This window comes from Mycobacterium sp. NGS11 (assembly GCF_059813315.1).
This window is the reverse complement of the sequence record NZ_JCALEJ010000001.1, coordinates 518,069-543,406: the sequence shown is the minus strand read 5'-3', so window position 1 is coordinate 543,406 and position 25,338 is coordinate 518,069. Positions and strand designations below refer to the sequence as shown.

The 25,338-nt window shown below is 67.9% G+C and carries 24 protein-coding genes; 5 read left to right on the top strand and 19 right to left on the bottom strand.

Annotation, left to right across the window (positions count from 1 at the left end):
* The first annotated feature begins 12 nt into the window (after positions 1–12).
* Complete coding sequence (locus tag AC5Y4T_RS02740; RefSeq protein ID WP_499951892.1) at positions 13–1,377, top strand: HNH endonuclease signature motif containing protein; 1,365 nt, start codon at positions 13–15, stop codon at positions 1,375–1,377.
* On the opposite strand, the gene AC5Y4T_RS02735 is transcribed toward AC5Y4T_RS02740, so the two are convergent.
* Together AC5Y4T_RS02735 and AC5Y4T_RS02730 are read right to left on the bottom strand one after the other, a co-directional pair.
* Positions 1,345–2,427 (bottom strand): NAD(P)H-dependent amine dehydrogenase family protein, encoded by a 1,083-nt coding sequence (locus AC5Y4T_RS02735; RefSeq protein WP_499919296.1) that lies wholly within the window; start codon positions 2,425–2,427, stop codon positions 1,345–1,347. The genes AC5Y4T_RS02740 and AC5Y4T_RS02735 overlap by 33 nt on opposite strands.
* A complete protein-coding gene (locus AC5Y4T_RS02730) occupies positions 2,424–3,431 on the bottom strand; it encodes an aromatic ring-hydroxylating dioxygenase subunit alpha (RefSeq protein ID WP_499951890.1) in 1,008 nt (335 codons plus the stop codon). Before AC5Y4T_RS02730 ends, AC5Y4T_RS02735 begins: the two co-directional genes overlap by 4 nt.
* A 117-nt stretch (positions 3,432–3,548) precedes the next feature.
* On the opposite strand from AC5Y4T_RS02730, the gene AC5Y4T_RS02725 reads away from it, so the two are divergent.
* A complete protein-coding gene (locus AC5Y4T_RS02725; RefSeq protein ID WP_499951887.1) occupies positions 3,549–4,199 on the top strand; it encodes a TetR/AcrR family transcriptional regulator in 651 nt (216 codons plus the stop codon).
* Between the two features lie 2 nt (positions 4,200–4,201).
* On the opposite strand, the gene AC5Y4T_RS02720 is transcribed toward AC5Y4T_RS02725, so the two are convergent.
* From AC5Y4T_RS02720 to AC5Y4T_RS02700, 5 genes are all read right to left on the bottom strand, one after another.
* The gene (locus tag AC5Y4T_RS02720) at positions 4,202–5,278 is read right to left on the bottom strand and encodes a PDR/VanB family oxidoreductase (protein ID WP_499951885.1); all 1,077 of its coding nucleotides are present in this window, start codon (positions 5,276–5,278) and stop codon (positions 4,202–4,204) included.
* A gap of 12 nt (positions 5,279–5,290) precedes the next feature.
* The gene (locus tag AC5Y4T_RS02715) at positions 5,291–7,048 is read right to left on the bottom strand and encodes an SDR family oxidoreductase (protein ID WP_499951884.1); all 1,758 of its coding nucleotides are present in this window, start codon (positions 7,046–7,048) and stop codon (positions 5,291–5,293) included.
* Complete coding sequence (locus AC5Y4T_RS02710) at positions 7,048–7,956, bottom strand: metal-dependent hydrolase (RefSeq protein WP_499951883.1); 909 nt, start codon at positions 7,954–7,956, stop codon at positions 7,048–7,050. Before AC5Y4T_RS02710 ends, AC5Y4T_RS02715 begins: the two co-directional genes overlap by 1 nt.
* A 138-nt stretch (positions 7,957–8,094) precedes the next feature.
* Positions 8,095–9,558 carry a flavin-containing monooxygenase gene (locus AC5Y4T_RS02705; protein WP_499951880.1) on the bottom strand — a complete coding sequence of 488 codons (1,464 nt, stop codon included), beginning with the start codon at positions 9,556–9,558 and terminating at the stop codon, positions 8,095–8,097.
* A 21-nt stretch (positions 9,559–9,579) separates the two neighbouring features.
* Entirely contained in the window at positions 9,580–10,041 is a 462-nt protein-coding gene (locus tag AC5Y4T_RS02700; protein ID WP_499951879.1) for an SRPBCC family protein, read from the bottom strand.
* 90 nt (positions 10,042–10,131) lie between these two features.
* On the opposite strand from AC5Y4T_RS02700, the gene ald reads away from it, so the two are divergent.
* Positions 10,132–11,247 (top strand): alanine dehydrogenase, encoded by a 1,116-nt coding sequence (gene ald, locus AC5Y4T_RS02695; protein ID WP_499952010.1) that lies wholly within the window; start codon positions 10,132–10,134, stop codon positions 11,245–11,247.
* An 8-nt stretch (positions 11,248–11,255) separates the two neighbouring features.
* Here the strand turns inward: ald and AC5Y4T_RS02690 are convergent, their stop codons facing one another.
* From AC5Y4T_RS02690 to AC5Y4T_RS02670, 5 genes are all read right to left on the bottom strand, one after another.
* On the bottom strand, positions 11,256–12,281 hold the full coding sequence (locus AC5Y4T_RS02690) for a nitronate monooxygenase (protein ID WP_499919818.1): 1,026 nt from the start codon (positions 12,279–12,281) through the stop codon (positions 11,256–11,258).
* Positions 12,282–12,356: 75 nt separating this feature from the next.
* A complete protein-coding gene (locus AC5Y4T_RS02685; RefSeq protein WP_499951877.1) occupies positions 12,357–13,739 on the bottom strand; it encodes a M16 family metallopeptidase in 1,383 nt (460 codons plus the stop codon).
* Entirely contained in the window at positions 13,717–15,981 is a 2,265-nt protein-coding gene (locus AC5Y4T_RS02680) for a polyribonucleotide nucleotidyltransferase (RefSeq protein WP_499919285.1), read from the bottom strand. Before AC5Y4T_RS02680 ends, AC5Y4T_RS02685 begins: the two co-directional genes overlap by 23 nt.
* A 355-nt stretch (positions 15,982–16,336) precedes the next feature.
* On the bottom strand, positions 16,337–16,606 hold the full coding sequence (gene rpsO, locus AC5Y4T_RS02675; protein WP_007775081.1) for a 30S ribosomal protein S15: 270 nt from the start codon (positions 16,604–16,606) through the stop codon (positions 16,337–16,339).
* A gap of 144 nt (positions 16,607–16,750) precedes the next feature.
* Positions 16,751–17,725, bottom strand: coding sequence for a bifunctional riboflavin kinase/FAD synthetase (locus AC5Y4T_RS02670; RefSeq protein WP_499919283.1), 975 nt, complete (start codon positions 17,723–17,725; stop codon positions 16,751–16,753).
* 114 nt (positions 17,726–17,839) lie between these two features.
* On the opposite strand from AC5Y4T_RS02670, the gene mntR reads away from it, so the two are divergent.
* On the top strand, positions 17,840–18,532 hold the full coding sequence (mntR, locus tag AC5Y4T_RS02665; RefSeq protein ID WP_499951874.1) for a manganese-binding transcriptional regulator MntR: 693 nt from the start codon (positions 17,840–17,842) through the stop codon (positions 18,530–18,532).
* A gap of 81 nt (positions 18,533–18,613) precedes the next feature.
* Here the strand turns inward: mntR and AC5Y4T_RS02660 are convergent, their stop codons facing one another.
* From AC5Y4T_RS02660 to pptH, 5 genes are all read right to left on the bottom strand, one after another.
* Positions 18,614–19,861, bottom strand: coding sequence for an acyl-CoA dehydrogenase family protein (locus AC5Y4T_RS02660; protein WP_499951870.1), 1,248 nt, complete (start codon positions 19,859–19,861; stop codon positions 18,614–18,616).
* Between the two features lie 7 nt (positions 19,862–19,868).
* Positions 19,869–21,059: a lipid-transfer protein gene (locus AC5Y4T_RS02655; RefSeq protein ID WP_499919281.1), complete on the bottom strand. Its 1,191-nt coding sequence runs from the start codon at positions 21,057–21,059 to the stop codon at positions 19,869–19,871.
* 74 nt (positions 21,060–21,133) lie between these two features.
* Complete coding sequence (gene truB / locus AC5Y4T_RS02650) at positions 21,134–22,030, bottom strand: tRNA pseudouridine(55) synthase TruB (RefSeq protein WP_499919280.1); 897 nt, start codon at positions 22,028–22,030, stop codon at positions 21,134–21,136.
* The gene (pptT, locus tag AC5Y4T_RS02645) at positions 22,027–22,707 is read right to left on the bottom strand and encodes a 4'-phosphopantetheinyl transferase PptT (protein WP_499919279.1); all 681 of its coding nucleotides are present in this window, start codon (positions 22,705–22,707) and stop codon (positions 22,027–22,029) included. The genes truB and pptT overlap by 4 nt, the downstream gene beginning before the upstream one ends.
* On the bottom strand, positions 22,704–23,681 hold the full coding sequence (gene pptH / locus AC5Y4T_RS02640; RefSeq protein WP_499919278.1) for an ACP phosphodiesterase PptH: 978 nt from the start codon (positions 23,679–23,681) through the stop codon (positions 22,704–22,706). Before pptH ends, pptT begins: the two co-directional genes overlap by 4 nt.
* 159 nt (positions 23,682–23,840) lie before the next feature.
* On the opposite strand from pptH, the gene AC5Y4T_RS02635 reads away from it, so the two are divergent.
* Entirely contained in the window at positions 23,841–24,428 is a 588-nt protein-coding gene (locus AC5Y4T_RS02635; protein ID WP_499919277.1) for a DUF3558 domain-containing protein, read from the top strand.
* Positions 24,429–24,456: 28 nt separating this feature from the next.
* Here AC5Y4T_RS02635 and AC5Y4T_RS02630 read toward each other — a convergent pair whose 3' ends face one another.
* Both AC5Y4T_RS02630 and AC5Y4T_RS02625 read right to left on the bottom strand, forming a co-directional pair.
* A complete protein-coding gene (locus AC5Y4T_RS02630) occupies positions 24,457–25,017 on the bottom strand; it encodes a DUF1802 family protein (protein WP_499919276.1) in 561 nt (186 codons plus the stop codon).
* Positions 25,014–25,283 (bottom strand): DUF2277 domain-containing protein, encoded by a 270-nt coding sequence (locus tag AC5Y4T_RS02625; RefSeq protein WP_067354023.1) that lies wholly within the window; start codon positions 25,281–25,283, stop codon positions 25,014–25,016. The genes AC5Y4T_RS02630 and AC5Y4T_RS02625 overlap by 4 nt, the downstream gene beginning before the upstream one ends.
* Between the last annotated feature and the right edge of the window lie 55 nt (positions 25,284–25,338).

Below are 25,338 nucleotides of genomic sequence, written 5' to 3'. Positions count from 1 at the left end.
TACGATTCGAACATGCATTCGATCGAGTTTCCGGCCGAGGTGTCCGCCGCCCTGGCCGCGCAGGATGCCGCCGATGCGGCCATCCGCGGGCTGAACTTCGATGCGCTGCGCCCCGCCGTCCGGCTGCGCGTCCTCGAACGGATCGAGGCGTCGCGGCGCCGACAGGTGGCGGTGAGCCATGACGTCATTGCCGGCTTAGCGGCGGAGGATCCCGCCGACATCGGCGGCCCGGTGCACAAAGTTGTCGCCGGCTGGCTGCGCATCAGCTACGCCGAGGCGTGCCGCCGGGTTCGCGACGCCAAAGAGCTATCGCCGCGCTCGACCCTCACCGGCGCGGAGCTGCCACCGCAGTTGCCGGCCACGGCCGTCGCGTGGCGTGAAGGCGCTCTCGACGGTCACCACCTACGAGTCATTCAAACGTTCGTCCGGGATCTTCCGGAGTCCATACCCGCTGCCACGGTGGAGAACGCCGAACGATTCCTGGCCCGGCAGGCGCGGACGCTACGGCCGGATCAGCTGCAGAAGCTCGCGCACCAGTGCGCGCTACGGATCAATCCCGACGGCAAGTTCTCCGACGTCGACCGGGCCCGCCAGCGCGGCTTCACCTGGTGCGGTCAACGGCCCGACGGGATGAGCGTGGGGAAGCTGATCGCCTCGCCGGAGCTGCGGGCCAACCTCGACGCCTGGCTGGCCCGGTTCGCGGCCCCCGGGATGTGCAATCCCGGTGACCAAACCCCTTGCATCGCAGACGAACCCGACGACGAGCGCGTGCGCAGCGATCTGCGCAGCCCCACGCAACGCCGGCACGACGCACTCAACGCCCTGGTGCGCGGCCAGCTAGGCGACCCGAAACTCGGCCAGCACAACGGACTGCCGGTCACGGTCATCGTGTCGACCACACTGCAGGAGCTGACCTCGGGCACCGGGCGAGCGGTGACCGGTGGCGGGACGCTGCTACCGATGCGCGATGTGATCCGGATGGCCCGCCACGCCTACCACTATCTCGCTGTGTTCGACGAACACTCCAGCCGCCCACTGTATCTCGGACGGTCGCGACGCATCGCGACACCGGATCAGCGCATCGTGCTGTACGCCCACGACCGCGGCTGCACCCACCCCGGCTGCGACGCACCCGGCTACTGGTGCGAGGCGCACCACCTCTCCGAGTGGGCGACCGGCGGCACGACCGACGCGGACAATCTCACGTTCGCCTGCGTGCCACACCACAAGCTCGCCGAAAAGGGCTGGCGGACAACGAAAACACGCCGAGGTGACACCGAGTGGATACCGCCGCCCGAACTAGACCGCGGTGCGCGCACCAACGAGTTTCACCATCCCGAACGCCTACTTCCGGAACCGCCCGGCGAATCCGCGTAGCGGTAGGTCGGCGCTGGTGATCAGTCCCGGTGGCGCCGCGACCACCGACTTGATGGAAGCCAGCGCCGGCATGCCGGTGACGGTCATGCCGATCGAGGCGAAGTTGTCCGGGTTGGACAGGTCTACGCCGGGCTTGGGGAAGATCATGTGCTTGTTGTAGATGCAGGGGTCGCCTTGAATCTGAGTGATGTAGCAGCCCTTGATGTTCCAGCTCGGGTCTGTGTGCGGGGTCATCTGCCATTCGAGGTGCGTCTCGACCCGCGGCACGCCGTCGACCATGCCCTGGTACTTGATGTAGTTACCGCCCAGCGAACCTTTGGGCAGCGTGTACCAGCCCAGGTCGACGTCCTTGGTGCAGGCGCCCAGCTCGTAGCTGAACTTGACCTCGTCGAGCCGCAGGTCGAAGCAGTCGGCCATCATGTAGACACTGTCGGCGAACACCCGTGTGTACTTCTCCAGCTTCGAGGGAATCTCGGGGTCGTCGACCGGCTGGCCGTAGCCCACCTCGATCCAGGTGTCTTTGGAGTGGTGGCACGACACGTCGACCGATTCGATCGTGGTGACGTTTTCGATGTCGGCGACGTCGGCCGAGCACACCACGCCCAGGATCTGGTTCAGACCCGGGTTCATCCCGGTGCCGTAGAACGTCGCGCCACCCAACTCAGCGGCCTCGGCCAATAGCTGGCTGACCGGCTTGCCCGACGGATGTGGGTGGTTCGTGTCGCGGTGCCAGCCGGTGATCCAGTCGGCGGTGGTGACGATATTGATGCCCGCCTCGAGCACCTGTAAGTAGAGGTCCTCGTCGGGAAACACGCCGTGGAACGTCAGCACGTCCGGCTTGGCGGCGATGATCTCCTCGATCGTACCGGTGAACGCCACCCCGTTAGGCGCCAGGCCCGCGAACTCTCCGGTATCCTTGCCCACCTTCTCCGGCGAATAGCAGTGCACGCCAACGAGTTCGATGTCGGGCTGGGTGGCGATCCGCTTGATCATCTCGGTGCCGACGTTTCCGCTTCCGACCTGAAAGACGCGAACCGGTGCTGTACTCACTGCCTTAAGCCTTCCTGCGCTACCAACGCTTCGGGATAGAATTGCTTGGCCCACTTGCGAATTGCGGTGAAGCCTTCGTACTCGTCGGTGGCCAGGGCCGGCGGATCCGAATAGCGCTGGTGCTGCCAGATCTCGATGTCCTGCTCGAACTGGCGGATGACCTCGCGTCCGAATTCGTCCGCCTTGAGTTCGGCACGGGCCGAATCGTTTCCGGGGACCCGGCCGATGTAGACCATAAAGCGCACATCGGAGGTGAACTCGTCGATCGGCGTAATCGCCGAGATGGTGCGGTTGTCGATCATGCCCCAGCTCTTGGTCACGGCGATGCCCAGTCCACCGTTGATGGCCTGCACGCCGCTGTTGACGTCGTCGATCAACTGGGCGTCGTCGCCCTCGAAGGTGATGGTGAAGTCGACGTAGGACACCGGCTCGTCGAAATCGTGGCGGGTGAACACCGGCACGATCGGGGTGTTGTGCACGTACTTGAAGTGCGCGAAGTCCACCCCGTTCTCCAGCACGTATTGCGGGTGCATCTCCAAACCCTCGCGGTACAACCGCTGTTGCGGGTAATAGTCGTCAGCGCAGCTGCGGTCGTCGAACGCGGCGAACACGTCCGGCGCATCGAAATAGGGCTCGCGGCGGTGCAGGTCGTGCCAGATGTACACCGATGCGTTGCGCTCGACCACCGGGTAGGTGCGAATGCGGCGGCCGCGGTTGGGCCGATCCTGGTACGGGATGCAGACGTTGCGGCCCTCCTGGCTCCACTGCCACCCGTGGAAGGGACACTGCAGCACCTCGCCGACGACCTTTCCGCCATATCCCAGGTGCGCGCCCAGGTGCTCGCAGTAGGCGTTCATCACCGTGAGCTCGCCGGATTCGGCGCGCCAGGCGACCATCTCCTGGCCGAAGTACTTCATCTTGTGCACGTCGCCGACGCCGATCTCGTCGGACCACGCGACCTGGAACCAGCCGGTCGGTGTCATCGACAACGGTGGCTTAGCCATCGATCTTTGCCATGTGAGCCGCCCTCCCGGATGAATGATAGGCCGCGCCGCGACGAAATCAAAGTACCCTCTATGAAACCCGGCGGTGCAACCGGCGTCAGTGGATAAGATCGGCGAATGACCCGCGCACGCACCGGCGCCGGCGTGGACGGCCGGCGGCCGAACCGGCGGGGCAACGCGACTCGCGAAAGCATGCTCGAGGCGGCGTTGCGCTCGCTGGCGTCCGGCGAGCCGGGCTCGGTCTCGGCCAACCGCATCGCCAAGGACATCGGCGCCACCTGGGGCGCGGTGCAGTACCAGTTCGGCGACACCGACGGGTTCTGGGCCGCCGTGCTGCACCGCACCGCCGAACGTCGCGCGGCGACGTTCTCGACGCTGTCGACGCCGATCTCGCCAGACGCTCCGCTGCGCGAGCGTGTCGGCGCCATCATCGATACCCTCTACCGCGGCCTCGCGTCCCCGGATTCACGTGCGATCGAAAACCTGCGGGCCGCGTTGCCGCGCGACCCCGAGGAGCTCGAGCGGCTCTACCCGCGCACCGCCGCCGAGCTGTTTTCCTGGGGCAAAAGCTGGCTGGAGACCTGCCAGCACGCCTTCTCAGGTCTGGCGGTCGACCCCGATCGGGTTCGCGAGGTCGCCGCCCTGATTCCCGGCGCGATGCGCGGCCTGGTGTCGGAGCGTCAGCTGGGTTCCTATGCCGACCTCGATATGGCGCGCCGGGGTCTGACCAACGCCCTGGCCGCCTACCTGGAGCAGTCCCGGCCTTAACCTCAGGCGTCGATGACGACGCGGTCGCCGTCGGCCCGCGAGACGCACACGAGCATGCCGTCGTCGCCCGGGTCGGTGCGGCCACGGTGATCCACTTGTCCGGCAAGCACTTTGACCCGGCACGTCCCGCAGAATCCCTGCCGGCACGAGTACGGGGTGGTCGGGTCCCTGTCGAGCATGACCTCGAGCGCGGTCCGATTCGCCGGTATCGCGAGCACCTGCCGTGATCGCGCGAGCTCCAACTCGAACGGCACCCCATCGACGACGGGCGCCGGGCTGAACCGCTCGTAATGCAATGGCGCACCGGCATGCTCGTTGCGGGCGACGCGGACCGCCTCCAACATGGCGCTCGGCCCGCAGACGTATACGGCGGTCGTCGGTCCCGCTCCGTCCAGCAGCTCCGCCACGGTTGCGAAGCGGCCGCGCTCGTCGTCGGCCCACACCGTCACCCGGTCTCGCCCCAGCGACACGACCTCGTCGAGCAGCGGCATGTACTCGCGGCTGCGGCCGGTATAGATTGCGCGCCAATCGATCCCGCGCTGCGCGGCTACCTGGAGCATCGGCAGGATGGGCGTCACCCCGATGCCCCCGATGACGAACAGCGCCTGCTGCTCGGCGGTGCCGAGGTAGAACGCGTTGCGCGGACCTTCGAACGACAGCGTGTCACCGACGTCGAAAGTCTCATGCATCTCGATGGATCCGCCTCCGCCGTCGGCGATCCGGCGAATGGCGATGCGGTAGTCGGTGCGCCGCCCGGGCGCGCCGCACAACGAGTACTGCCGGCGCCGGCCCGAGGGCAACAGGACGTCGATGTGGCCACCCGGTGTCCAGGACGGAAGCAAACCGCCGTCGGGGTCGGCCAGGGTCAACGCGACGACGTCCGGCGCGACGACCTCGCGCTTGGTCACCACCGCGGTCAGCTTGCGCGGCACCGGCTGCACCCGCGACGGCGACCACCGTGACACCGTGGCGAAGCCCTCGAACACCGCCCGCACGCCCCACAGCAACGACCCGAAGCGATCGCGCTCGCGCCGTCCGTACAGGTCGGCGGGTCTGCTGGACCAAATGCTCTCCGGCACCGAAACCGCCCCTTACTTCTGCCGAATGTCGAAGCGCGCGAACAGCCGGATCGCTCCCGGGCTGATGCGCCGCATCGCGTAGCCGATCCGCGACTCCGCGGCGATCGGCAACACGGCCGGAGCGGTCTTGACGGACTTGACGATTGCCTTGGCGGTCGCTTCGGGGGTGAAGTTGCGGCGCCGATAGGCGGCGTCGGCCTTGCCCCGCGCCCGCTCCTGCTGGTCCGCGCTCATGCCCGCGTAGATCGTGTTCTTTGCGATGTTGGTGTTGACAAATCCCGGGCACACGGCCGTGACGCTGATCCCCTCGTCGGCGAAGTCGGCGCGTAACGATTCGCTCAGCGCCAGCACCGCCGCCTTGGTGGTGCTGTAGGCGACCATGGACTTCGAGGGCAGGTAAGCCGCCGCCGACGCCACGTTGATGATCGTGCCGCCCTCGCCACGTTCGACCATCTGCGCCCCGAACGCCCTGCTGCCCGAGATGACGCCGTGGACGTTGACGCCCATGATGTTCTCCCAGTTCGCCGAGCTCGTCTCCAGGAACCGGCCCGCCATGCCGATGCCGGCGTTGTTCACCAGGATGTCGACCACCCCGTGTTCGTTGCGCACTTGGGCCGCAAGCTCATTCATGGCGGCCTCGTCGCTGACGTCGACCTGGTACACCGCTGCCTCGGCGCACGCGGCGCGTACGGCGTCGGCGGTTTCCTTGGCGGCGGCCAGATCACGGTCGACGAGGACGATCTTTCGGGCGCCGTTTCGGGCGAGCTCCACCGCCGTGGCCCGGCCGATTCCGGCTCCGGCGCCGGTGACCAGGGCGAGTTTTCCGCGCACGTCACGCCGCTCGCCGCGCATCTCGGCCGGCCCGGCGGCGGGAGCGCCATCGACGTTGCGGTCGACCCACTCGGCGGTCAACCGGGCGATGACGTCCGGGCGCGACGTCACCACCCAGTGGCCGCCCTCGATCTCGATCACCCTGCCGCCTAACGGAATCGCTCCGGTGAATCGTTGCAGCGCGGGCGTGACGAACATGTCGCGGCGCGGCACCAGCGTCTGGACGGGGACCTTGGTCTCGGGCAGCCGGCGTCCCGGCGCCAGCATCGGCGCCGGCATGTTCTGCCGGTACAGGTTGAGCCCGTGCACATAATCGGTGACCGAGCGCAGCGTGTCGTGGTGCTGGCTGCGCGTGCTCGATCGGCCGATGCGCTCAAGCGCCTCAATGACTTTCACGCCGACGCGCGAGCGAAACGACAGTTCCGGCACGCCCGGGCACAAGAAGAAGCCGATGTAGCCCGACGCGATCAGTTGCCTGAGCACCTGGGCCACGGCTCGCGGCGTGCGCGCCGAGCGCAGAAATGCGCCGGCATAGTTCAGGTGCGGGCCCGAGATCGAGGTGAAGGACGCGACTTTGCCCATCACCGAGTCGTCGGTGACCGCCGCCCACGCCTGGATCGACCCCCAGTCGTGGGCCAGCAGGTGCACCCGCCCCACACCCAGGCTGTCGATCACCGCACCGATGTCGGAGATCAGTTGCGCGAACAGGTATCCGGATCTCTGTGCGGGACGCGATGATTCACCGGCGCCCCGCACGTCGTAGGCCACCACGTTGTAGGGTTTGCCGGTCAGTTCGTGGGCCACGCCGTCCCAGACGTGGTGGTTGTCCGGAAATCCGTGAATTGCCAAGATGGTTGGCCGCGCCGGGTCGATGTCGGTGTACCGGTGCACGGCCAGCGTGACGCCGTCGCCGGCGGTGAGGGTCGATGTGCCGGTCATCAGTGCGAGGCGCGCGCGGCCGGTGAGACGGACAGGTAGTCGACGGCCAGACCCAGCCCACCGAGCTGCGAGGGGTGAAATCCCGGCCGGTAGTAGTTGGCGACCGCCCGGACGAAGCGCATGGGCCCGGGCACCAGGCCGCGGCGCGCCGCCGAGAAGTAGTCCCGCCAGCGCGGCTTGGCGCCCGGTGGCAGCTGGGGATCCAGCGAGTACATGAACCGCACGCCGCGGATCCACAACAGCAGCATGGCGGGCGTCACGACCAGCTGGGCGCGCGTCTGGCGCCAGTAACCGGCCCGCAGATGCTTCATGGTGTCGAAGGCCACCGCCTTGTGCTCGACCTCCTCGGCGCCATGCCAGCGCAGCATGTCCAGCATCACCGGATCGGTGCCGATCTGGTCGTGGGCCGGCGAGTCGAGGATCCACTCGCCCAGGATGGCGGTGTAGTGCTCGATGGCGGAGACCAGCGAAACCTGCTCGAGCAGCCAGCTCTGCCGGCGGCGCTGGCTCCAGGTGGGCCGGGGCCCCAGCAGCTTGTCGAACAGCCACTTGATCTGGCCGGTGTAGGGGGTCAGGTCGATGCCGCGCGCGGCGAAGTGCGCCAGCACGTTCGCGTGCGCCTGCGAATGCACGGCCTCCTGGCCGATGAAGCCCTGCACGTCGAGCCGCAGCTGGTCGTCCTTGATCAGCGGTAGCGTCTGCTTGAACACCTCGACGAAGAACTCTTCCCCGGCGGGCAGCAGCAGGTGCAGCACGTTGAGGACGTGGGTGGCAAACGGTTCACCGGGCACGTAGTGGAACGGCAGCTGAGTCCAGTCGAAGTCCACGTCGCGGGCTTCCAGCACCAGGCGCTCGTGATCGAGGGAGGCATCATGCGGACCCGCTGCTTGGTTGTCGACGGTCAGCATCGTGCCCCCTACCTCGGCTTTTAGCCCTCGATCCGGTCTTGTGGTGGACGTCGCGCGTCCCAAGTATAAGTACGCGGCGCAGATATGCGAAACCGCCGGTACTGGGTTCTTCCGCGATGAATTCTTGCGTGATCGTCTTCAGCCGGCCGCGACGTGGCGGCGCAGCTCGTACTGGCCGGGGTCGGGGTGGGCCAGCATCCGGCGGTGTTCGGCCGGCGTCAGCGGCCACACCTCGGGCACACCGTCCTTGTTGAGGTACCAACTGTTACAGCCGGTGGTCCACACCGTGTCCGGCATCGCGGCGCGCAGCTTCGCGTTGAAACGCTCCGTCGCGGCGGCCGTCGGCTCGACCGTGTCGAATTCGCGGCGGCGCCAGCGCTCGATCCAGCCCAGGATGTGCTCGGCCTGCGATTCGGCCACGGTCGTCAGCGCGAGGTTTCCCACCGGGCTGTGCGGCCCCAGCATCATGAAGAAGTTGGGAAAGCCCGACAGCGCCACGGTTTGGTAGGCCCGAGGCCCGTCGCGCCAGACGTCATTGGCGTGGATGCCGTCGCGGCCGATCAGCTCCATCGGCCGGAAAAAAGCGTGGGTGTCGAATCCGGTGGCGAGCACGATGATGTCCACCTCGTGCAGGACGCCGTCGGCGGTGACGATGCCGCGCCGTTCCACGTGGTCGATGCTCGCCGTCACCAGCTCGACGTCGTCGCGCTGCATCGCCCGGTAGAAACCGTTCGACATCACCAGGCGCTTGCAGGCCGGCGTGTAGTCGGGCGTCAGCGACCGCCGCAACTCGGGATCGCGGATTTCCCAGAGGCTGGCGCGGCACAGCGCCGCCATGATCTTTCGGCGCAGGCCCGGCTTGGTCAGCCCGACCGCGAAGAAGTCGAACGCGAGGCTGTAGAGGCGGTACGCCAACTTATCCAGCCACGGCATCTTGCGCCGGGTGATCCCGGTGAAGCCGCTGTAGCGCGGATTCGCCAGGCGCAGCACCCATTGCGCGGTCCGCTGGAACATCGCGACGTGGCCCGCCACCCCGGCCAGACCGCACACCAGCTGCACGCCCGTCGAGCCGTTGCCGACGATCGCGACGCGCCGACCCCGCACGTCCACGCCGTGATCCCACCGCGCGGAGTGAAAAACATTGCCGCCGAAGTCATCCAAGCCCGAAATCGACGGCAGTCGCGGGTGATGCAGGACGCCGGTGGCCGAGATCAAGAAGTCGACCGTTGATTCCTCGCCGGCGTCGGTGCGCAGCACCCAGCGGCCGTCGTCGAAACGCGCGTGAGTGACTTCGGTGCCGAACCGGATGCGTTTCCGCAACCCGTAGCGGTCGGCGACGTCCCGGAAGTAGGCCTGGATTTCGCCGCCGGGTGAGAACAGGTGCGACCAGTCGGGATTCCTGGCGAAGCTGTACTGGTAGATGCGCGACGGGATGTCACAGACCAGACCCGGGTAGGTGTTCTCCCGCCAGGTGCCGCCCACCTCGTCGGCCTTCTCGTAGATGGTCACGTCGGTGATACCGCTGCGCAGCAAGGCAATTGCGACGCACAGCCCCGACATGCCTGCTCCGACGACGGCTACGGCGGGATCGCGTCGCGTCATCGGTACTCCCGTGGTTTTCGGCTACTCGGCCTCGGCGCGCTGCTTGAGGCGCTGCAACGTGAGCCGGATGTGCTCGGTGTTGGCGGCCGCGCGATCGGCGACGCCGGTGGCCCTGCCGGCGACCTTGCGAAACCACCCGGGTCTGCGGTCCCAGGTGCTTTCCGTCACCTCACACCCGCCGCCGGCCGCGGCGATGTCGTACTGCCAGCGGGCGATCGGAAAGACCGTGTGAGTCACGTCGAACGCAAAGCGGCGGCCCGGTTCCGCGTCGGTGACCGTGCACTTGGTGCTCCAGCTGCGGCTGCCGCTCTTGTTGTGGCCGGTGAACACCGCGCCGGGCGTCACCGCGTCGCCCTTGCGCCATTCCATCGCGACCGCCTCCTCGGCCAGCTCGGCCAGCGTGGGCAGGTCGGTGATGAGCCGGTACACCACGTCGGGCTGGGCGTCGATCTGCACGGTGGCCTGCACGCACGGGTCGGTCATTCGCCGATCATAGCCAGCAAACAGCCAGCCTTTGCGGCTCCCGCGAAGTTTCTTCACACTTGAACGTGAACCGGCAACCTAGGGGCGATGATGCGAGTCGGCGTACCGACCGAGACCAAGACCAATGAGTTTCGGGTCGCCCTCACCCCCGCCGGTGTCGCCGAGCTGACCCGCCGCGGCCACGACGTTCTTGTGCAGGCCGGCGCCGGCGAAGGGTCGGCGATCCCCGACTCGGAGTTCAAGGCGGCGGGCGCCCAGCTGACCGAGGCGGCCGAGCAGGTCTGGGCCGACGCGGACCTGCTGCTCAAGGTCAAGGAGCCGGTGCCGGCCGAGTATGACCTGTTGCGGCGCAACCAGATCCTGTTCACCTTTCTGCACCTGGCGGCCTCGCGGGCGTGCACCGAGGCGCTGTTGGCATCCGCAACGACGTCGATCGCCTACGAGACGGTCCAGACCGCCGACGGCACATTGCCGCTGCTGGCCCCGATGAGCGAGGTCGCCGGCCGGTTGTCCGCTCAGGTCGGGGCCTATCACCTGATGCGCACCCACGGTGGGCGCGGCGTGTTGATGGGCGGTGTGCCCGGCGTCAAGCCCGCCGACGTCGTGGTGGTGGGCGCGGGGACGGCCGGGTACAACGCGGCGCGGGTCGCCGGCGGCATGGGGGCGTCGGTCACGGTGCTCGACGTCAACATCAACAAGCTTCGCCTGCTCGACGCGGAGTTCGGTGGCCAGGTCCGCACCCGCTACTCGTCGGCCTACGACCTGGAGGGCACCGTCAAGCGCGCCGACCTCGTCATCGGCGCCGTGCTGCTGCCCGGCGCGAAAGCCCCCAATTTGATTCCGAATTCCCTTGTCTCACAGATGAAATCGGGCGCCGTGCTGGTCGACATCTCGATCGATCAGGGGGGATGCTTCGAGGACTCCCAGCCCACCACGCACGACGACCCGACCTTCGGCGTGCACGACACGCTGTTCTACTGCGTGACGAACATGCCCAGCGCGGTGCCCAAGACGTCGACGGTGGCGCTGACCAACGCGACCATGCCGTACGTGCTCGCGCTCGCCGATCGCGGCTGGCGGGCGGCCTGCCGCTCGGATCATGCTCTGGCCAAAGGCCTTTCGACCCACGACGGCGGGCTGCTGTCGGAACAGGTGGCCACCGACCTCGGCCTGCCGTTCACCGACCCGGCGGCCGTTCTGGGCTGAGCGGGGCGTTAACTTGTCGCCGCGAGACTGGCGATGATGTCGGCCGCGGGGCCCGCGCACGCGTTCTTGAACGACGTTCCGGCCCACAGCGGCATCCCGTTGGGATCCTCCATGGCGGCGGCCGCTTCCCGTATCGGCGAGGTCATCTGGTTGACCTCGGGGTAGCCCAACGGCGCGACGTGATCGAGCATGCGGGTGAAATCGTTTTCCAGGCCGCGCGCGTAGCGGCCCGAGAACGCCCGCGTGACAACGGTCGTGGCGAACAGCGGGTTCTTCAGGGCGACCCGGTGCGCGGCGTTGGTGCCCGCCTCGTCGGCGAGCAGTAGCGCGGTGCCGACCTGGGCCGCCACCGCTCCCCTGCGCAGCGCGGCCCCCACTTCATCGGCGGTGCCCAGTCCGCCCGCCGCGATGATCGGCACGTCGTGCGCGTTGCGGATGCGGTCGATGAGCTGATGCAGCGACTCGTTGGCCGGTTCCATGTCCGGTGCGAAGGTGCCGCGGTGCCCGCCGGCCGCAGGCCCCTGAACCACGAGGCTGTCCGCGCCGGCGGCGACCGCGATTCCCGCCTCGTAGGCCGACGTCACGGTGACCATCACCAGCAGGCCCAGCGCGCCCAGCCGCCGGATCACGTCGGGTGGCGGCACGCCGAACGTGAAGGACACCAGCTCGGGCCGAAGGTCGGCGACCACCTCGAGCTTCTGCTCCCACTCGTCGTCGTCGCCGTGCTGCGGCTGACCGACCTCCACCTGGTAGTGCTCGGCGATTTCTTCGAGTTCGGCCGCGTAGTAGTGCAGGGCCACCCAGTCGGCGACGCTGGGCTGGGGCACGAACAAGTTCACCCCGAGCGGGCCGGTGGTGGCCTTGCGCGCCGCGGCGATGTCGTCGGCGAGTTGCTCGGCGCTGCGATGCCCGCCGGGCACGAAACCGAGCCCACCGGCATTGGTCACCGCGGCCGCCAACGCGGGAGTCCCGGGCCCGCCGGCCATGGGCGCGCCGACGATGGGCACGGGGATGTCCCAAAAGCCCAGCACCATCTGGCCCAGTACCATTCGGCTAGTCCGTCGACGGCGAGCGCCGGCACGGCGCGAGTGTGGAGGCGGACATGCGAGCTACGTTACCATCGCCCGAAGTTGTTGGGGCAGTGACCGTTTGGCGGCATAGGGACCAAGAACCGCAGCGCCGTAGCGCTGCCCGAGCAGCTTGTGCGCCACCGCGTTGACCTCGTCGACGGTCACCTGGTCGATCTGGCGCAGGGTGTGCTCGATGCTGCGGTGTTTGCCGTAGTTGAGTTCGTTGCGGCCCAACCGGCTCATCCGCGAGCTGGAATCCTCCAGGCCGAGCACCAGACCGCCGCGCAAGGATCCCTTGGCGATGCGACATTCCGATTCGGTGATGCCGTCGCGTGTCACCGAGTCGAGCACGTCGCGCGTCACCGCCATCACCTCGGCGAAGCGTTCGGGTTGGCAGGCCGCATAGACGGACAGCGCGCCGCTGTCGGCGAAGACGTCCACCGTCGAGTACACCGAGTAGGCCAGCCCGCGCAGCTCTCGAACCTGCTGAAACAACCGCGAGCTCAGGCCGCCGCCCAGCGCGGTGTTGAGCACCGACAGCGCCCAGCGATGCTCCCAGCCACGCCCGGGCGTGCGGACGCCCAACGACACGTGAGCCTGCTCGGCGTCCCGGTTGCCCAGCAGCAGAACGGGGCGACCTGTGACCCGTCCGGCACCCTTGCGCGGCGCGATGGGTTCGCGGCCGCGAACCAGATGCGGCCCAAAATGCCTGCGCACCAACGCGACCACCTCGTCGTGGTCGACATTGCCGGCCACCGCCACCACCATCCGCTCAGGCGTGTAGCGCCGGACGTGAAACGAGTGCAGCTGATTTCGGGTCATCGACGCCACCGACCGTGCGGTGCCGATGACGGGACGGCCCACCGGGTGGTCGCCGAAGAGCGCGCTCAGGAACATGTCACCGAGCGCGTCCTCGGGGTCGTCGTCGCGCATCGCGATCTCTTCGAGGACCACGTCGCGTTCCAGCTCGACATCTCCTGCCGCACAGCACCCGTTGAGCACCACGTCGGCGACCAGGTCGACGGCCAGCGCCAGGTCGCTGTCGAGCACGTGCGCGTAGTAGCAGGTGTGTTCCTTGGCGGTGAACGCGTTCAGCTCTCCCCCGACGGCGTCCATCGCCTGGGCGATGTCCACCGCGGTGCGGCTGGGAGTGGACTTGAACAGCAGGTGCTCGAGGAAGTGCGCGGCCCCGGCGACCGTGGCACCCTCGTCGCGCGAGCCGACACCGACCCACACCCCGACCGATGCGGATCGCACCGAGGGCAGGTACTCGGTGACCACCCGCAAGCCACCCGGCAGCGTGGTACGCCGCAGCGCGGCCTGGGGTGCCGATTCCGCCTCGGCGGCCTTGCCCCGGCGCAGGGCGCCGGCCCGACCGGGACGCGTCCCGGCCGGCGAGTCAGCTGCTCGCCGTTGCGGCATCGGCAGGGGCGGCCGCCGGAGCGTCGGCGGAAGCCGCGTTGTCTTCCTCCACCAGGACCAACGAGATCTTGCCACGCTTGTCGATGTCGGCGATTTCGACGCGCAGCTTGTCGCCGACGTTCACCACGTCCTCGACCTTGGCGATCCGCTTGCCCTTACCGAGCTTGGAGATGTGCACCAGGCCGTCACGCCCGGGCAGCAGCGACACGAACGCACCGAAATCCGTTGTCTTGACCACGGTTCCGAGGAACCGTTCGCCGACCGTGGGCAGCTGCGGGTTCGCGATGGCATTGATGCGGTCGATCGCGGCCTGCGCCGAGGGCCCGTCGGTGGCGCCGACGAACACGGTGCCGTCGTCCTCGATGGAGATCTGCGCGCCGGTCTCCTCGGTGATGCCGTTGATCACCTTGCCCTTGGGCCCGATGACCTCACCGATCTTGTCCACCGGAACCTTGATGGTGGTGACCCGCGGTGCGTACGGGCTCATCTCGTCGGGCTGGTCGATCGCCTCGGCCATGACCTCCAGGATGGTCAGCCGCGCATCCTTGGCCTGCCCCAGCGCGCCCGCCAGCACCTGCGACGGAATGCCGTCGAGCTTGGTGTCCAGCTGCAGCGCGGTGACGAAGTCCTTGGTGCCGGCGCACTTGAAGTCCATGTCGCCGAACGCGTCCTCGGCGCCCAGGATGTCGGTCAAGGTGACGAAGCGACGCTCGGTCTTGCCGTCGACCTCGACGTCATCGGAGACCAGACCCATCGCGATGCCGGCCACCGGAGCCTTCAGCGGCACACCGGCATTCAGCAGCGACAGGGTGGACGCACAGACCGACCCCATCGACGTCGAGCCGTTGGAGCCCAACGCCTCCGACACCTGACGGATGGCGTACGGGAACTCCTCGACGCCGGGCAACACCGGGATCAGGGCACGCTCGGCCAGCGCGCCGTGCCCGATCTCGCGCCGCTTGGGCGAGCCCACGCGGCCGGTCTCGCCGGTGGAAAACGGCGGGAAGTTGTAGTGATGCATGTAGCGCTTCGCGGTTTCCGGTCCCAGCGAGTCGATCTGCTGAGCCATCTTGACCATGTCGAGCGTGGTCACACCCAGGATCTGGGTCTCCCCGCGCTGGAACAGGGCGCTGCCGTGCGCCCGCGGCACCACGGCGACCTCGGCCGACAACGCGCGGATGTCGGTGATGCCGCGGCCGTCGATGCGGAAATGGTCGGTCAGGATGCGCTGGCGCACCAGCTTCTTGGTCAGTGACCGGTAGGCGGCGCTGACCTCCTTCTCGCGACCCTCGTAGGTCCCAGAGTCTCCAGTGAGCCGCGCCAGCACTTCCGCTTTCAGCTCGTCGGTGCGCGCGTCGCGCTCGGCCTTGCCGCCGATGGTCAGCGCCTTGGCCAGCTCGTCGGTGGCCACCGAGGCCACCGAGTAGTAGACGTCTTCCTGGTAGTCCGGGAACGTCGGGTACTCGCCGACGGGCTTGGCGGCTGCCCCGGCCAGCTCCTCCTGCGCGGTGCACAACACCGCGATGAACGGCTTGGCGGCCTCGAGTCCCTCGGCCACAACGGTTTCCGTCGGTGCCTGGGCGCCACCCTCGACGAGCTCGATGACCTTGTCGGTGGCCTCGGCCTCGACCATCATGATCGCGACGTCACCGTCGACCTTGCGGCCGGCCACCACCATGTCGAACACCGCCCGCTCGAGTTGCTCGACCGTCGGGAACGCCACCCAGGTGCCGTCGATCAGCGCGACCCGCACGCCCCCGATCGGACCCGAGAACGGCAGGCCGCTCAGCTGGGTCGAGGCCGACGCGGCGTTGATCGCCAGCACGTCGTACAGGTCATTAGGGTCCAGGCTCATGACCGTGACCACGACCTGGATCTCGTTGCGCAGGCCGGAGACGAACGACGGGCGCAGCGGCCGGTCGATGAGCCGGCAGGTCAGGATCGCGTCGGTGGAGGGTCGGCCCTCGCGACGGAAGAACGAACCGGGGATGCGACCGGCGGCATACATCCGCTCCTCGACATCGACGGTCAGCGGGAAGAAGTCGAAGTGCTCCTTGGGGCTCTTGCTGGCGGTGGTCGCCGACAACAGCATGTTCTCCTCATCGAGGTACGCGACCACGGCGCCAGCTGCCTGCTGGGCCAACCGGCCGGTCTCGAAACGGATGGTGCGGGTGCCGAAGCTCCCGTTGTCGATGGTGGCGGTCGCCTCGAACACGCCCTCTTCAATTTCAGCGACAGACATAGACGTCCGTACGGCCTCTCTTGTATTCAGCTTTTTCGCGTGACCACGCGCGAACCGCAGGCCGACGGCCACGGGTCACCCGCGGGAGGCGCTGAGTCTGAATACGGCTACGGCCATCGATCGAAGCGGCCGACCTGCCCCAGATCCGGAGAGCCCGGCAGCCACTACCGAAGACCGCCCGATGCAGACTGGGCTGCTCCCTCGGGGGTGCGTAGTGACACGCTGGAACGGCACACGCGGATCTGCGTGACCGCACCGTTTGCTCGGGCCGAACCGGCCCAGAACGTCCTTACTCTACACGGGCGACCTCTGCCCGCGATATTGCTCGATTTCGCCGGCGCTGGCGCCGCCTGCCTCAGCGACGCAGGCCCAGCCGCTCGACCAGCGAGCGGTACCGCTCGACGTCGATCTGCGCGACGTACTTGAGCAGCCGGCGCCGGCGTCCGACCAGCAGCAGCAGCCCGCGCCGCGAGTGGTGATCGTGCTTGTGCACCTTCAGGTGCTCGGTCAGGTCGGCGATCCGCTTGGTCAGCAGCGCGACCTGCGCCTCGGGCGACCCGGTGTCGGTTCCGTGCAGGCCGTAGTTGCCCAGGATTTCTTTTTTCTGCTCGGCTGTAAGCGCCACGAACTATCTCCATCAATCGGTCCGCGAAAGGTAAATGTTCAAGGCGCGGCCACCGCGAACCGCAGCACGCGCCGATGTCGTCCGGCAGTTTAGCAGCGGTGCCGGTGCCGGGCACAAACCGCGGGGCACCCCTGCCGCGGCGCCTCAACCCGCCGACAGCAAGCCCCGGGCCCGCTCCGTGTCCTTGCCCATCGCAACCACGAGCTCCTCGATGGAGTCGAACTTCTGCTGGCCGCGGATGCGGGCGACGAAATCCAGGGCGACATGCTGACCGTAGAGATCGGCGGTGGTGTCCAGGACGAAGGCCTCGACCGTCCGGGTGCGCCCGGAGAACGTCGGATTGGTGCCGACGGAGACCGCCGCTTGGTAACGCTCACCGGGAACGACGGTGCCGGTGGCCGGTCCGTGGCCGAGCACGGTGAACCACGCGGCGTACACGCCGTCGGCCGGAATCGCCGAGTACATCGGCGGCGCCACGTTGGCGGTCGGGTAGCCCAGCTCGACGCCGCGTCCGTGGCCGCGGACCACGACACCTTCGACGCGGTGCGGGCGGCCCAGCGCCTCGGTGGCCGCCACCATGTCGCCGGCGTCCACGCAGGACCGGATGTAGGTGGACGAGAAGGTCACGGTCTCGTTGCTGTGATGCTCGGACAGCAGCGACATCGACTCGACGGCGAACCCGAAGCGGTCGCCGGCGCGCCGCAGGGTCTCGACGTTGCCGGCCGCCTTCTTTCCGAAGGTGAAGTTCTCCCCCACCACGACCTCCACGACGTGCAGGTGCTCCACCAGCAGCTCGTGCACGTAACGCTCCGGGGTGAGCTTCATGAAATCGGTCGTGAACGGCATCACCAGGAAGACGTCGATGCCCAGCTCTTCGACCAGTTCGGCGCGCCGGGTCAGCGTCGTCAACTGCGCGGGATGGCTGCCGGGGTAGACGACTTCCATGGGATGCGGGTCGAACGTCATCAACACGGTCGGGACGTTGCGGGCCCGCGCCGCCTTCACCGCATGGGCGATCAGCTCGGCGTGGCCGCGATGCACGCCATCGAACACACCGATGGTGAGCACACACCTGCCCCAGTCCGTGGGTATCTCGTCTTGGCCGCGCCACCGCTGCACGCCCGCAAGCCTACGGCGCCGGGTCGTCCGCCGGGAGATGGGAGAGGGGCTAAGCCCGGCCACGGTTTCGGGGAACGCGCCGGATCAGGCGTGGGTTGCCTAAACTTTCTGGTTGTGAGGGCTGACGAAGAGCGTGGCGGTATCACCGCGGTCGGCCAGGACTACCTCAAGGTCATCTGGAATGCCCAGGAGTGGTCGCTGGAGAAGGTCAGCACCAAGATGCTGGCCGAGAAGATCGGGGTGTCGGCCAGCACGGCCTCGGAGTCCATCCGCAAGCTCGCCGAGCAGGGCCTCGTCGACCACGAGAAATACGGTGCGGTGACGCTGACCGAGGCGGGGCGGCGGGCGGCGCTGGAGATGGTGCGCCGGCACCGGTTGTTGGAGACCTTCCTGGTCAACGAGCTCGGTTACGCCTGGGACGAGGTGCACGACGAGGCCGAGGTGCTCGAGCACGCCGTGTCCGATCGCCTGGTGGCCCGCATCGACGCGAAGCTGGGCTTCCCGCGCCGCGACCCGCACGGTGACCCGATCCCGGCCTCCGACGGGCAGGTGCCGACCCCGCCGGCCCGCCAGCTGTGGGCGTGCGACGACGGTGATTCCGGCACGGTGGCGCGCATCTCCGACGCCGACCCCGAGATGCTGCGCTACTTCACCGACGTCGGCATCAATCTCGACTCCCGGCTGCGGGTCCTGACCCGGCGCGAATTCGCCGGCATGATCTCGGTCGCGATCGACTGCGGCGACGGCGCCGAGACGACGGTCGACCTGGGCAGCCCCGCCGCCCGGGCCATCTGGGTGACGGCCTAGCCATTTCGGTTCGCCGAGCGTGACGTCACGGCGAAATTCCGCGACTTTTCCCGCCCTCAGTACACGTTCGGCGAACGAAGGTCAGTTGGTCAAGAGCCCCTTGGCGATGTGGGTGACCTGCACCTCGTTGCTGCCCGCGTAGATCATCAGCGACTTGGCGTCGCGGGCCAGCTGCTCCACCCGGTACTCGGCCATGTACCCGTTGCCGCCGAACAGCTGTACGGCCTCCATCGCCACCTCGGTGGCGGCCTCCGACGAATACAACTTGATCGCCGAGGCCTCGGCCAGCGTCAGCGGCTTGCCGGCCTGTTGGCGCTCGATGGTGTGAAAGACCATGTTCTGCACGTTCATTCGGGCGATCTCCATCTTCGCAAGCTTCAGCTGGATCAGTTGAAATTGCCCGATGTTCTTGCCCCACAACGTCCGGCTCTTGGCGTAGTCCACGCACAGCCGGTGGCATTCGTCGATGATGCCCAGCGCCATCATCGCGATGCCGATCCGCTCGGCGGCGAAGTTGGCGCGCGCGCTGTCGCGGCCGTCGCCGTCGGCGTGCTGTTCATTCTCGCCGAGCAGCCGGTCCGGGCTCAGCCGCACGTTGTCGAAGAACAGCTCGCCGGTCGGCGAGGACATCATGCCCATCTTCTTGAACGGCTTGCCTTGCGTCAGGCCCGGCATGCCGGCATCGAGCACGAACACCAGCACCGGCCGGTTGCGTTTGTCGTCGGTCGAGCCGTCGTCGAGCTTGGCGTACACGACCAGGACGTCGGCGCAGGGTCCGTTGGTGATGAACGTCTTCTGCCCGTTGAGGATGTAGTCCTCGCCGTCGCGCTTGACGTAGGTCTTCATGCCGCCGAACGCGTCCGAGCCCGAGTCGGGCTCGGTAATCGCCCACGCCGCAATCTTTTCCAGCGTCATCAGCTCGGGCAGCCAGCGTTCCTTCTGTGCCAGCGTCCCCCGGCTCATGATGGTCGCCGCGCCCAGGCCGAGGCTCACCGACGCGGTGCTGAGCAGACCGATGCTGACCCGGGCGATCTCGGACACCAACACCGCGATCATCGACCCCTGCGCGCCGCCCCCGAAACCGCTTGAGTCATCCGGCTTTTCGTCGAGCTGCTCGCCGTTCTGCTTGGCGCGCTCGCGGTCCAGCATCTTCTTGACCGACTCGGCGGCCATGGCGTCGAGACCGAACTGGCTGAACAGCTTGCGCACGATCGGATACGGCGACATTTCGCCGGTTTCCAATTCGTCCAGATGCGGGCGAATCTCTTTGTCCACGAACTGCCGAACGGCGTTCTGGACCATCAGGTCGGTGTCGGACCACTCGATCACGGCACCCCTACCGCTCGGCGCGCTGGTAAGCGGTGACGACGGCGGCGCCGCCCAGCCCGATGTTGTGTTGCAGTGCGGCGCTGACGTTGTCGACCTGACGCTTGTCGGCCGTCCCGCGCAGCTGCCAGGTCAGCTCCGCGCATTGCGCCAGCCCGGTCGCGCCCAGCGGGTGTCCCTTCGAAATCAGGCCGCCGGACGGGTTGACCACCCAGCGGCCGCCGTAGGTGGTGTCGTTGTTGTCGATCAGCTTGGGCGCCTCACCGGGACCGCACAGGCCGAGGGCCTCATAGAGCAGCAGTTCGTTGGCCGAGAAGCAGTCGTGCAGCTCGATCACCTGGAAGTCCTGCGGCCCTAGTCCGGATTGCTCGTAAACCTGTTGTGCAGCTTGAACATTCATGTCGTAGCCGATGAGGTTTTTCGCGCTGCCGTCGAACGTCGACGCGAAGTCGGTGGTCATGGCCTGGCCGACGATCTGGACCGCCTGGCCGGCCAGCCCGTGGCTTTCGACGAAGCTTTCCGAGGCCAGGATGGCCGCGCCCGAACCGTCCGAGGTCGGCGAGCACTGCAGCTTGGTCAGTGGATCGGAGATCATCCGCGCCGCCAGGATGTCGTCGAGCGTGTAGGACTCCTGGAACTGGGCGAACGGATTGTTGACCGAGTGCTTGTGGTTCTTGTAACCGATCTTGGCGAAATGCTCTGCGGTGCTGCCGTATTGCCTCATGTGCTCGCGCCCGGCGGCGCCGAACATCCATGGGGCGACGGGCATCGCGAACTCGTCGATCGCGGCCATCGCCTTGACGTGCTTGCCCATCGGCGATTCGCGGTCCTGGGCGCCCCCGCTCAGCGAGCCGGGCTGCATCTTCTCGAAGCCGAGCGCGATCGCGCAGTCGACAATGCCGCCGCGGATGGCCTGCGCCGCCAGGAACAGCGCCGTCGAGCCGGTGGAGCAGTTGTTGTTGACGTTGACGACCGGGATGCCGGTCATCCCCAGCTCGTAGAGCGCCCGCTGCCCCGACGTCGAATCACCCGCGACGTAGCCGACGTAGCCCTGCTGAACCTCGCGGTAGTCGATGCCGGCGTCGTTGAGGGCATTGGTTCCCGATTCCCGGGCCATGTCGGGATAGTCCCAGCCTTCACGGCGGCCCGGCTTCTCGAACTTGGTCATGCCAACGCCGACGACGTAAACCTTGCTGGACATCCTTGTCCCCTTCCGTAGGCCGCCTAGACACCCCAGTGTGCAACCTAGCCCAACCAACCGTTCGGCCGGGGCGGTTACAGCGTCGCCGGGCGGATGACCACCACCGGCTTCGTGCGCGCGCCCTCGTCGCGCAGCAGCGCCATCACCCGGCCGTCGGGGTCACAGGCGGCATAGACGCCCTCGATCCCCGCCGCCTCCAGGGCCCGCCCGTTGCCGGTCGCCTCGGCTTGTTCGGTCGACAGGTCGCGGCGCGGGAAGATCAACAGGCAGGCTTCGTCCAGGGTGTAGCTGAGCCGCGGGCGCTCCGCCAGTTCGTCGAGCGGGTATGCCTGATCGAGCCCGAAGCGCCCGACGCGGGTGCGCCGCAACGCCGTCAGGTGCCCGCCCACCCCAAGGGCGGCGCCGACATCGCGGGCCAGGGCCCGGATGTAGGTTCCCGACGAGCAGTCGACCTCGACATCCAGGTCGACGAAATCGTCGCCGCCGGTCCGGATGTCGCAAACCTCGAACCGGTCGATGCGCACCGGCCGGGCGTTGAGCTCGACGGTGTGGCCCTCGCGGGCCAGCCGGTAGGCGCGCTTGCCGTCGACCTTGATAGCGCTGACCGTCGACGGAACCTGTGCGATGTCGCCACGCAGGCCGCCCACGGCGGATTCGATCGCCTCGCTCGTCAGGTGCCGCGCCGAGACGCTGCGCACCAAGTCACCCTCGGCGTCGTCGGTCGACGTGCTCTGGCCCAGCCGGATGGTGGCGGTGTACGACTTGGCGGCCGCGGTCAACAGGCCGAGGATCTTGGTGGCGCGCTCGACGCCGATCACCAGCACGCCGGTGGCCATCGGGTCCAGCGTCCCCGCATGCCCCACCCGGCGGGTGGAGAAGATCCGGCGGCAGCGGCCGACCACGTCATGACTGGTCATCCCGGGCGGCTTGTCGACGACGACTATGCCGGGCCCGCTGGAGCTTTCGCTCATAGCACGATCGCGGTGAGCACCAGCCCGCGCTCGACCGACCACCGGCCCCGCAGCGCGGTCAGCGGCGGGCCCGACAGCGCCTCCGGATCGATCAGGATCTTGGAGACGAACACGCCGGTGGTTGCCCCGTCGGGCGGGTCGAGGTCGAACACGACATGCGCGTCCTCGAAACCCAGCCACCGCTTGGTCAGCGGGAACCAGGCCTTGTACGTTGCCTCCTTGGCGCAGAACAGGATTCGGTCCCAATGCAGCCCCGCGGGCAAGGCGGAGAGTTCGTGTCGCTCCTCGTCGAGCGCGATCGCGTTCAGCACGCCATCGGGCAGCACGTCGTGCGGTTCGGCGTCGATGCCCACTGAGCGCACCGCGTCGGTGCGGCCCACCACCGCACCCCGATAACCCGTGCAGTGGGTGAGGCTGCCCACCACGCCGTCGGGCCAGCACGGTTCGCCCTTGTCGCCCTTGAGGATCGGCACCGGCGGCAGCCCGAGCTCACCCAGCGCGACCCGGGCGCAGTGCCGCACGGTGATGAACTCGTTGCGCCGTTTGGCCACCGACTTGGCGATCAGCGGCTCCTCTTCGGGCAGCGGCGCGAGATCGGGCGGGTCGGAATACACCTCCGAGTAGGCCAGGCCGTCCGCCTCGGGCAGTACAGCGGAAACCAGCGAGTCGAGGGTCATCGTGATTGCCTCTGCCGCAACCGTTCCCGGAACTGCGCGGCCTGACGCCGCATCTCGGGGGTGATCTCGAAGTGGCCGCCGAAGTCGTTGAGGTCGCCCGGCGCGTACTGCGGATCCGGCAGCACCTGTCGCAGCCAGCTGGGCGGCCTGCGACGCCGCCACTCCCGCGGATAGCCGACGGACACTTCCTCGAAGCGCACGTCGTCATACCAGGTGGTCCGCGGGATGTGCAGGTGACCGTAGACCGAGCAGACGGCGTTGTAACGGGTGTGCCAGTCGGCGGTCTTGGTGGTGCCGCACCACAGCGAGAACTCGGGATAGAACAGCGCGTCGCAGGGTTCGCGGACCAGCGGGAAGTGATTCACCAGGACGGTCGGTGTCATCCAGTCCAGCTCTTCGAGGCGGGCACGGGTGATCTCGAGACGCTCTCGGCACCACGCCTCACGGGTGGCGTACGGCTCCGGGGAGAGCAGGAACTCGTCGGTGGCCACCACGTTGCGCTCGCGCGCGATGGTCAGGCCTTCGGCTTTGCTCGTGGCCCCGTCGGGCAAGAAGCTGTAGTCGTAGAGCAGGAACATCGGCACGATCGTGGCCGGGCCACCGCGCTCGGTCCACACCGGGAACGGGTGCTCGGGCGTGACCACACCCATCTCGTCGCACATGTTGACCAGGTACTCGTAGCGCGCCTTGCCGAAGACCTGCACCGGGTCGCGGGTGGTGGTCCACAGCTCGTGGTTGCCCGGCACCCAAATCACCTTGGCGAAGCGCCGTCGCAGCAGGTCAAGGGCCCACCGAATCTCGTCGGTGCGTTCGGCGACATCGCCGGCGACGATCAGCCAGTCGTCCGGGTGGGACGGATGCAGCGATTCGGTGACCGGCTTGTTGCCGAGGTGACCGGTGTGCAGGTCGGACACCGCCCACAGCGTCGGTTGCCCACCGTTGGTCGATTCCTGCCCCGATGTATGCCCAGCCACGATTAACCACCCTAACGACCCGAACCGGGCAAGCCCGTTTCGCGGGCGTCGTTTCGGGCGGCGGGCGGGTGAGTTAGAACAAGTTCAGGTTTGCCTGTGGCGTCTCCCGCGGGACTTGTACACTCCCCCAAAAGGACCGCTGGGGCGTCAGGGGGTGTCGTGTTCGCCAATGTTCGTCTGGTGGGGGCGCTGGGGGCGCTGCTCACAGCGGCCATCGGGGGCACGGTGGGTGTGTTGACCGCCCCGGCCGGGCCGGACGCCGGCGGTCGGTCCGTCGAGCTGAGGTCGACCGCCCAGCCGATGGAAACCACCATGAAGAGCCCGATCGTGGCGACCACCGATCCGCGCCCGTTCGACGCGTGCGAGGACATTCCGTTCGATGTGATCCAGCGGCTCGGGCTGGGCTTCACGCCGCCCGAACACGAAGACGGGCTGCGCTGCCACTTCGACGCCGGCAACTATCAGGTGGCCGTCGAGCCGATCATCTGGCGCACCTACGAGGCCTCACTGCCCGCCGACGCCGTCGAGACGACGATCGCGGGTCACCGCGCCGCGCAGTACTGGGTGCTCAAGCCGACCTACCACAACAGCTACTGGTTCTACTCCTGCATGGTCGTGTTCAAGACCAGCTACGGGGTGCTGCAACAGGCGCTGTACTACTCGACCGTCTATTCCAATCCCGAGGTCGATTGCATGCAGACCAACGTGCAGCGCGCCAACGACCTCGCGCCGTATTACAAGTTCTGATTCCAGTCGCGCAGCACCGGCCGAGTTGTCAGCCCACCGCGGCGCGGACCCGGGCGGCGACCGCGGCCAGCGCTGCGTCATCGTGCACCGGCGCCCCCAACGGCGCCTGCACCGGCAGCTCCACCCAGCTCTTGCAGCCGCCGTACTCCGCGGCCCGCATCATGCGCACCGGCTCGACCAGTGGGCTCACCGACACCACCAGGACGGCCAGCCTGTGCTTGGGGCGGAAATCGAGCCGGTCGGCGCGCACCGAATCGGCGGTCCAGATGTGCAGGTCCTCGATCGCCGAAAGGCCATCCGGGCGCTCAACCGGCACCGCCGCAACGACTTTCGCGGCGGCCCGGATCACCAATTGCTCGTCGGTGCTGTCGGCGGCGGCGGCCGCCAGCAGGTCTTGATGCTCGGCGCGCACGCGCTCGGCGTGGCTGTGCGCGACCGTCGGGAACAGCAGGAATTCGCGAGCGGCCAGTTCGAATCGCTTCTCCCCGATGCCGCCCTTGCGCAGCAACACCCGCTGGCGGCCGTCCAGCAGGGCGTGCACCGCGGCGCTCCACTCCTTGAGCGCGGGAACTGTTGTGGTGACGGTCATTTGGCGCCCGCCATCCGCGCCACCACCTCGGGGCGACGCAACGGCGGAACCGTCTTGGGCGGCTGGCGCCGCGGCGGCAGCTGCCCCAGCAACCGCGTCGTCGTCTCGGTGACCTCGGCGACCGCCGCCTCGAACGCATCGACGTTGGCGGCCGACGGGTGGGTGATGCCGCTGACCTTGCGCACATATTGGCGGGCCGCCGCCGCGATTTCCTCGGCGGTGGCCGCTGGCTGCAGGCCGCGCAGTTCGGTGATGTTTCGGCACATCTTGTCCACGATAAGCGTTGCTCGGTGCCGCCGCTCCCCGGCGAAATTGCCCGCG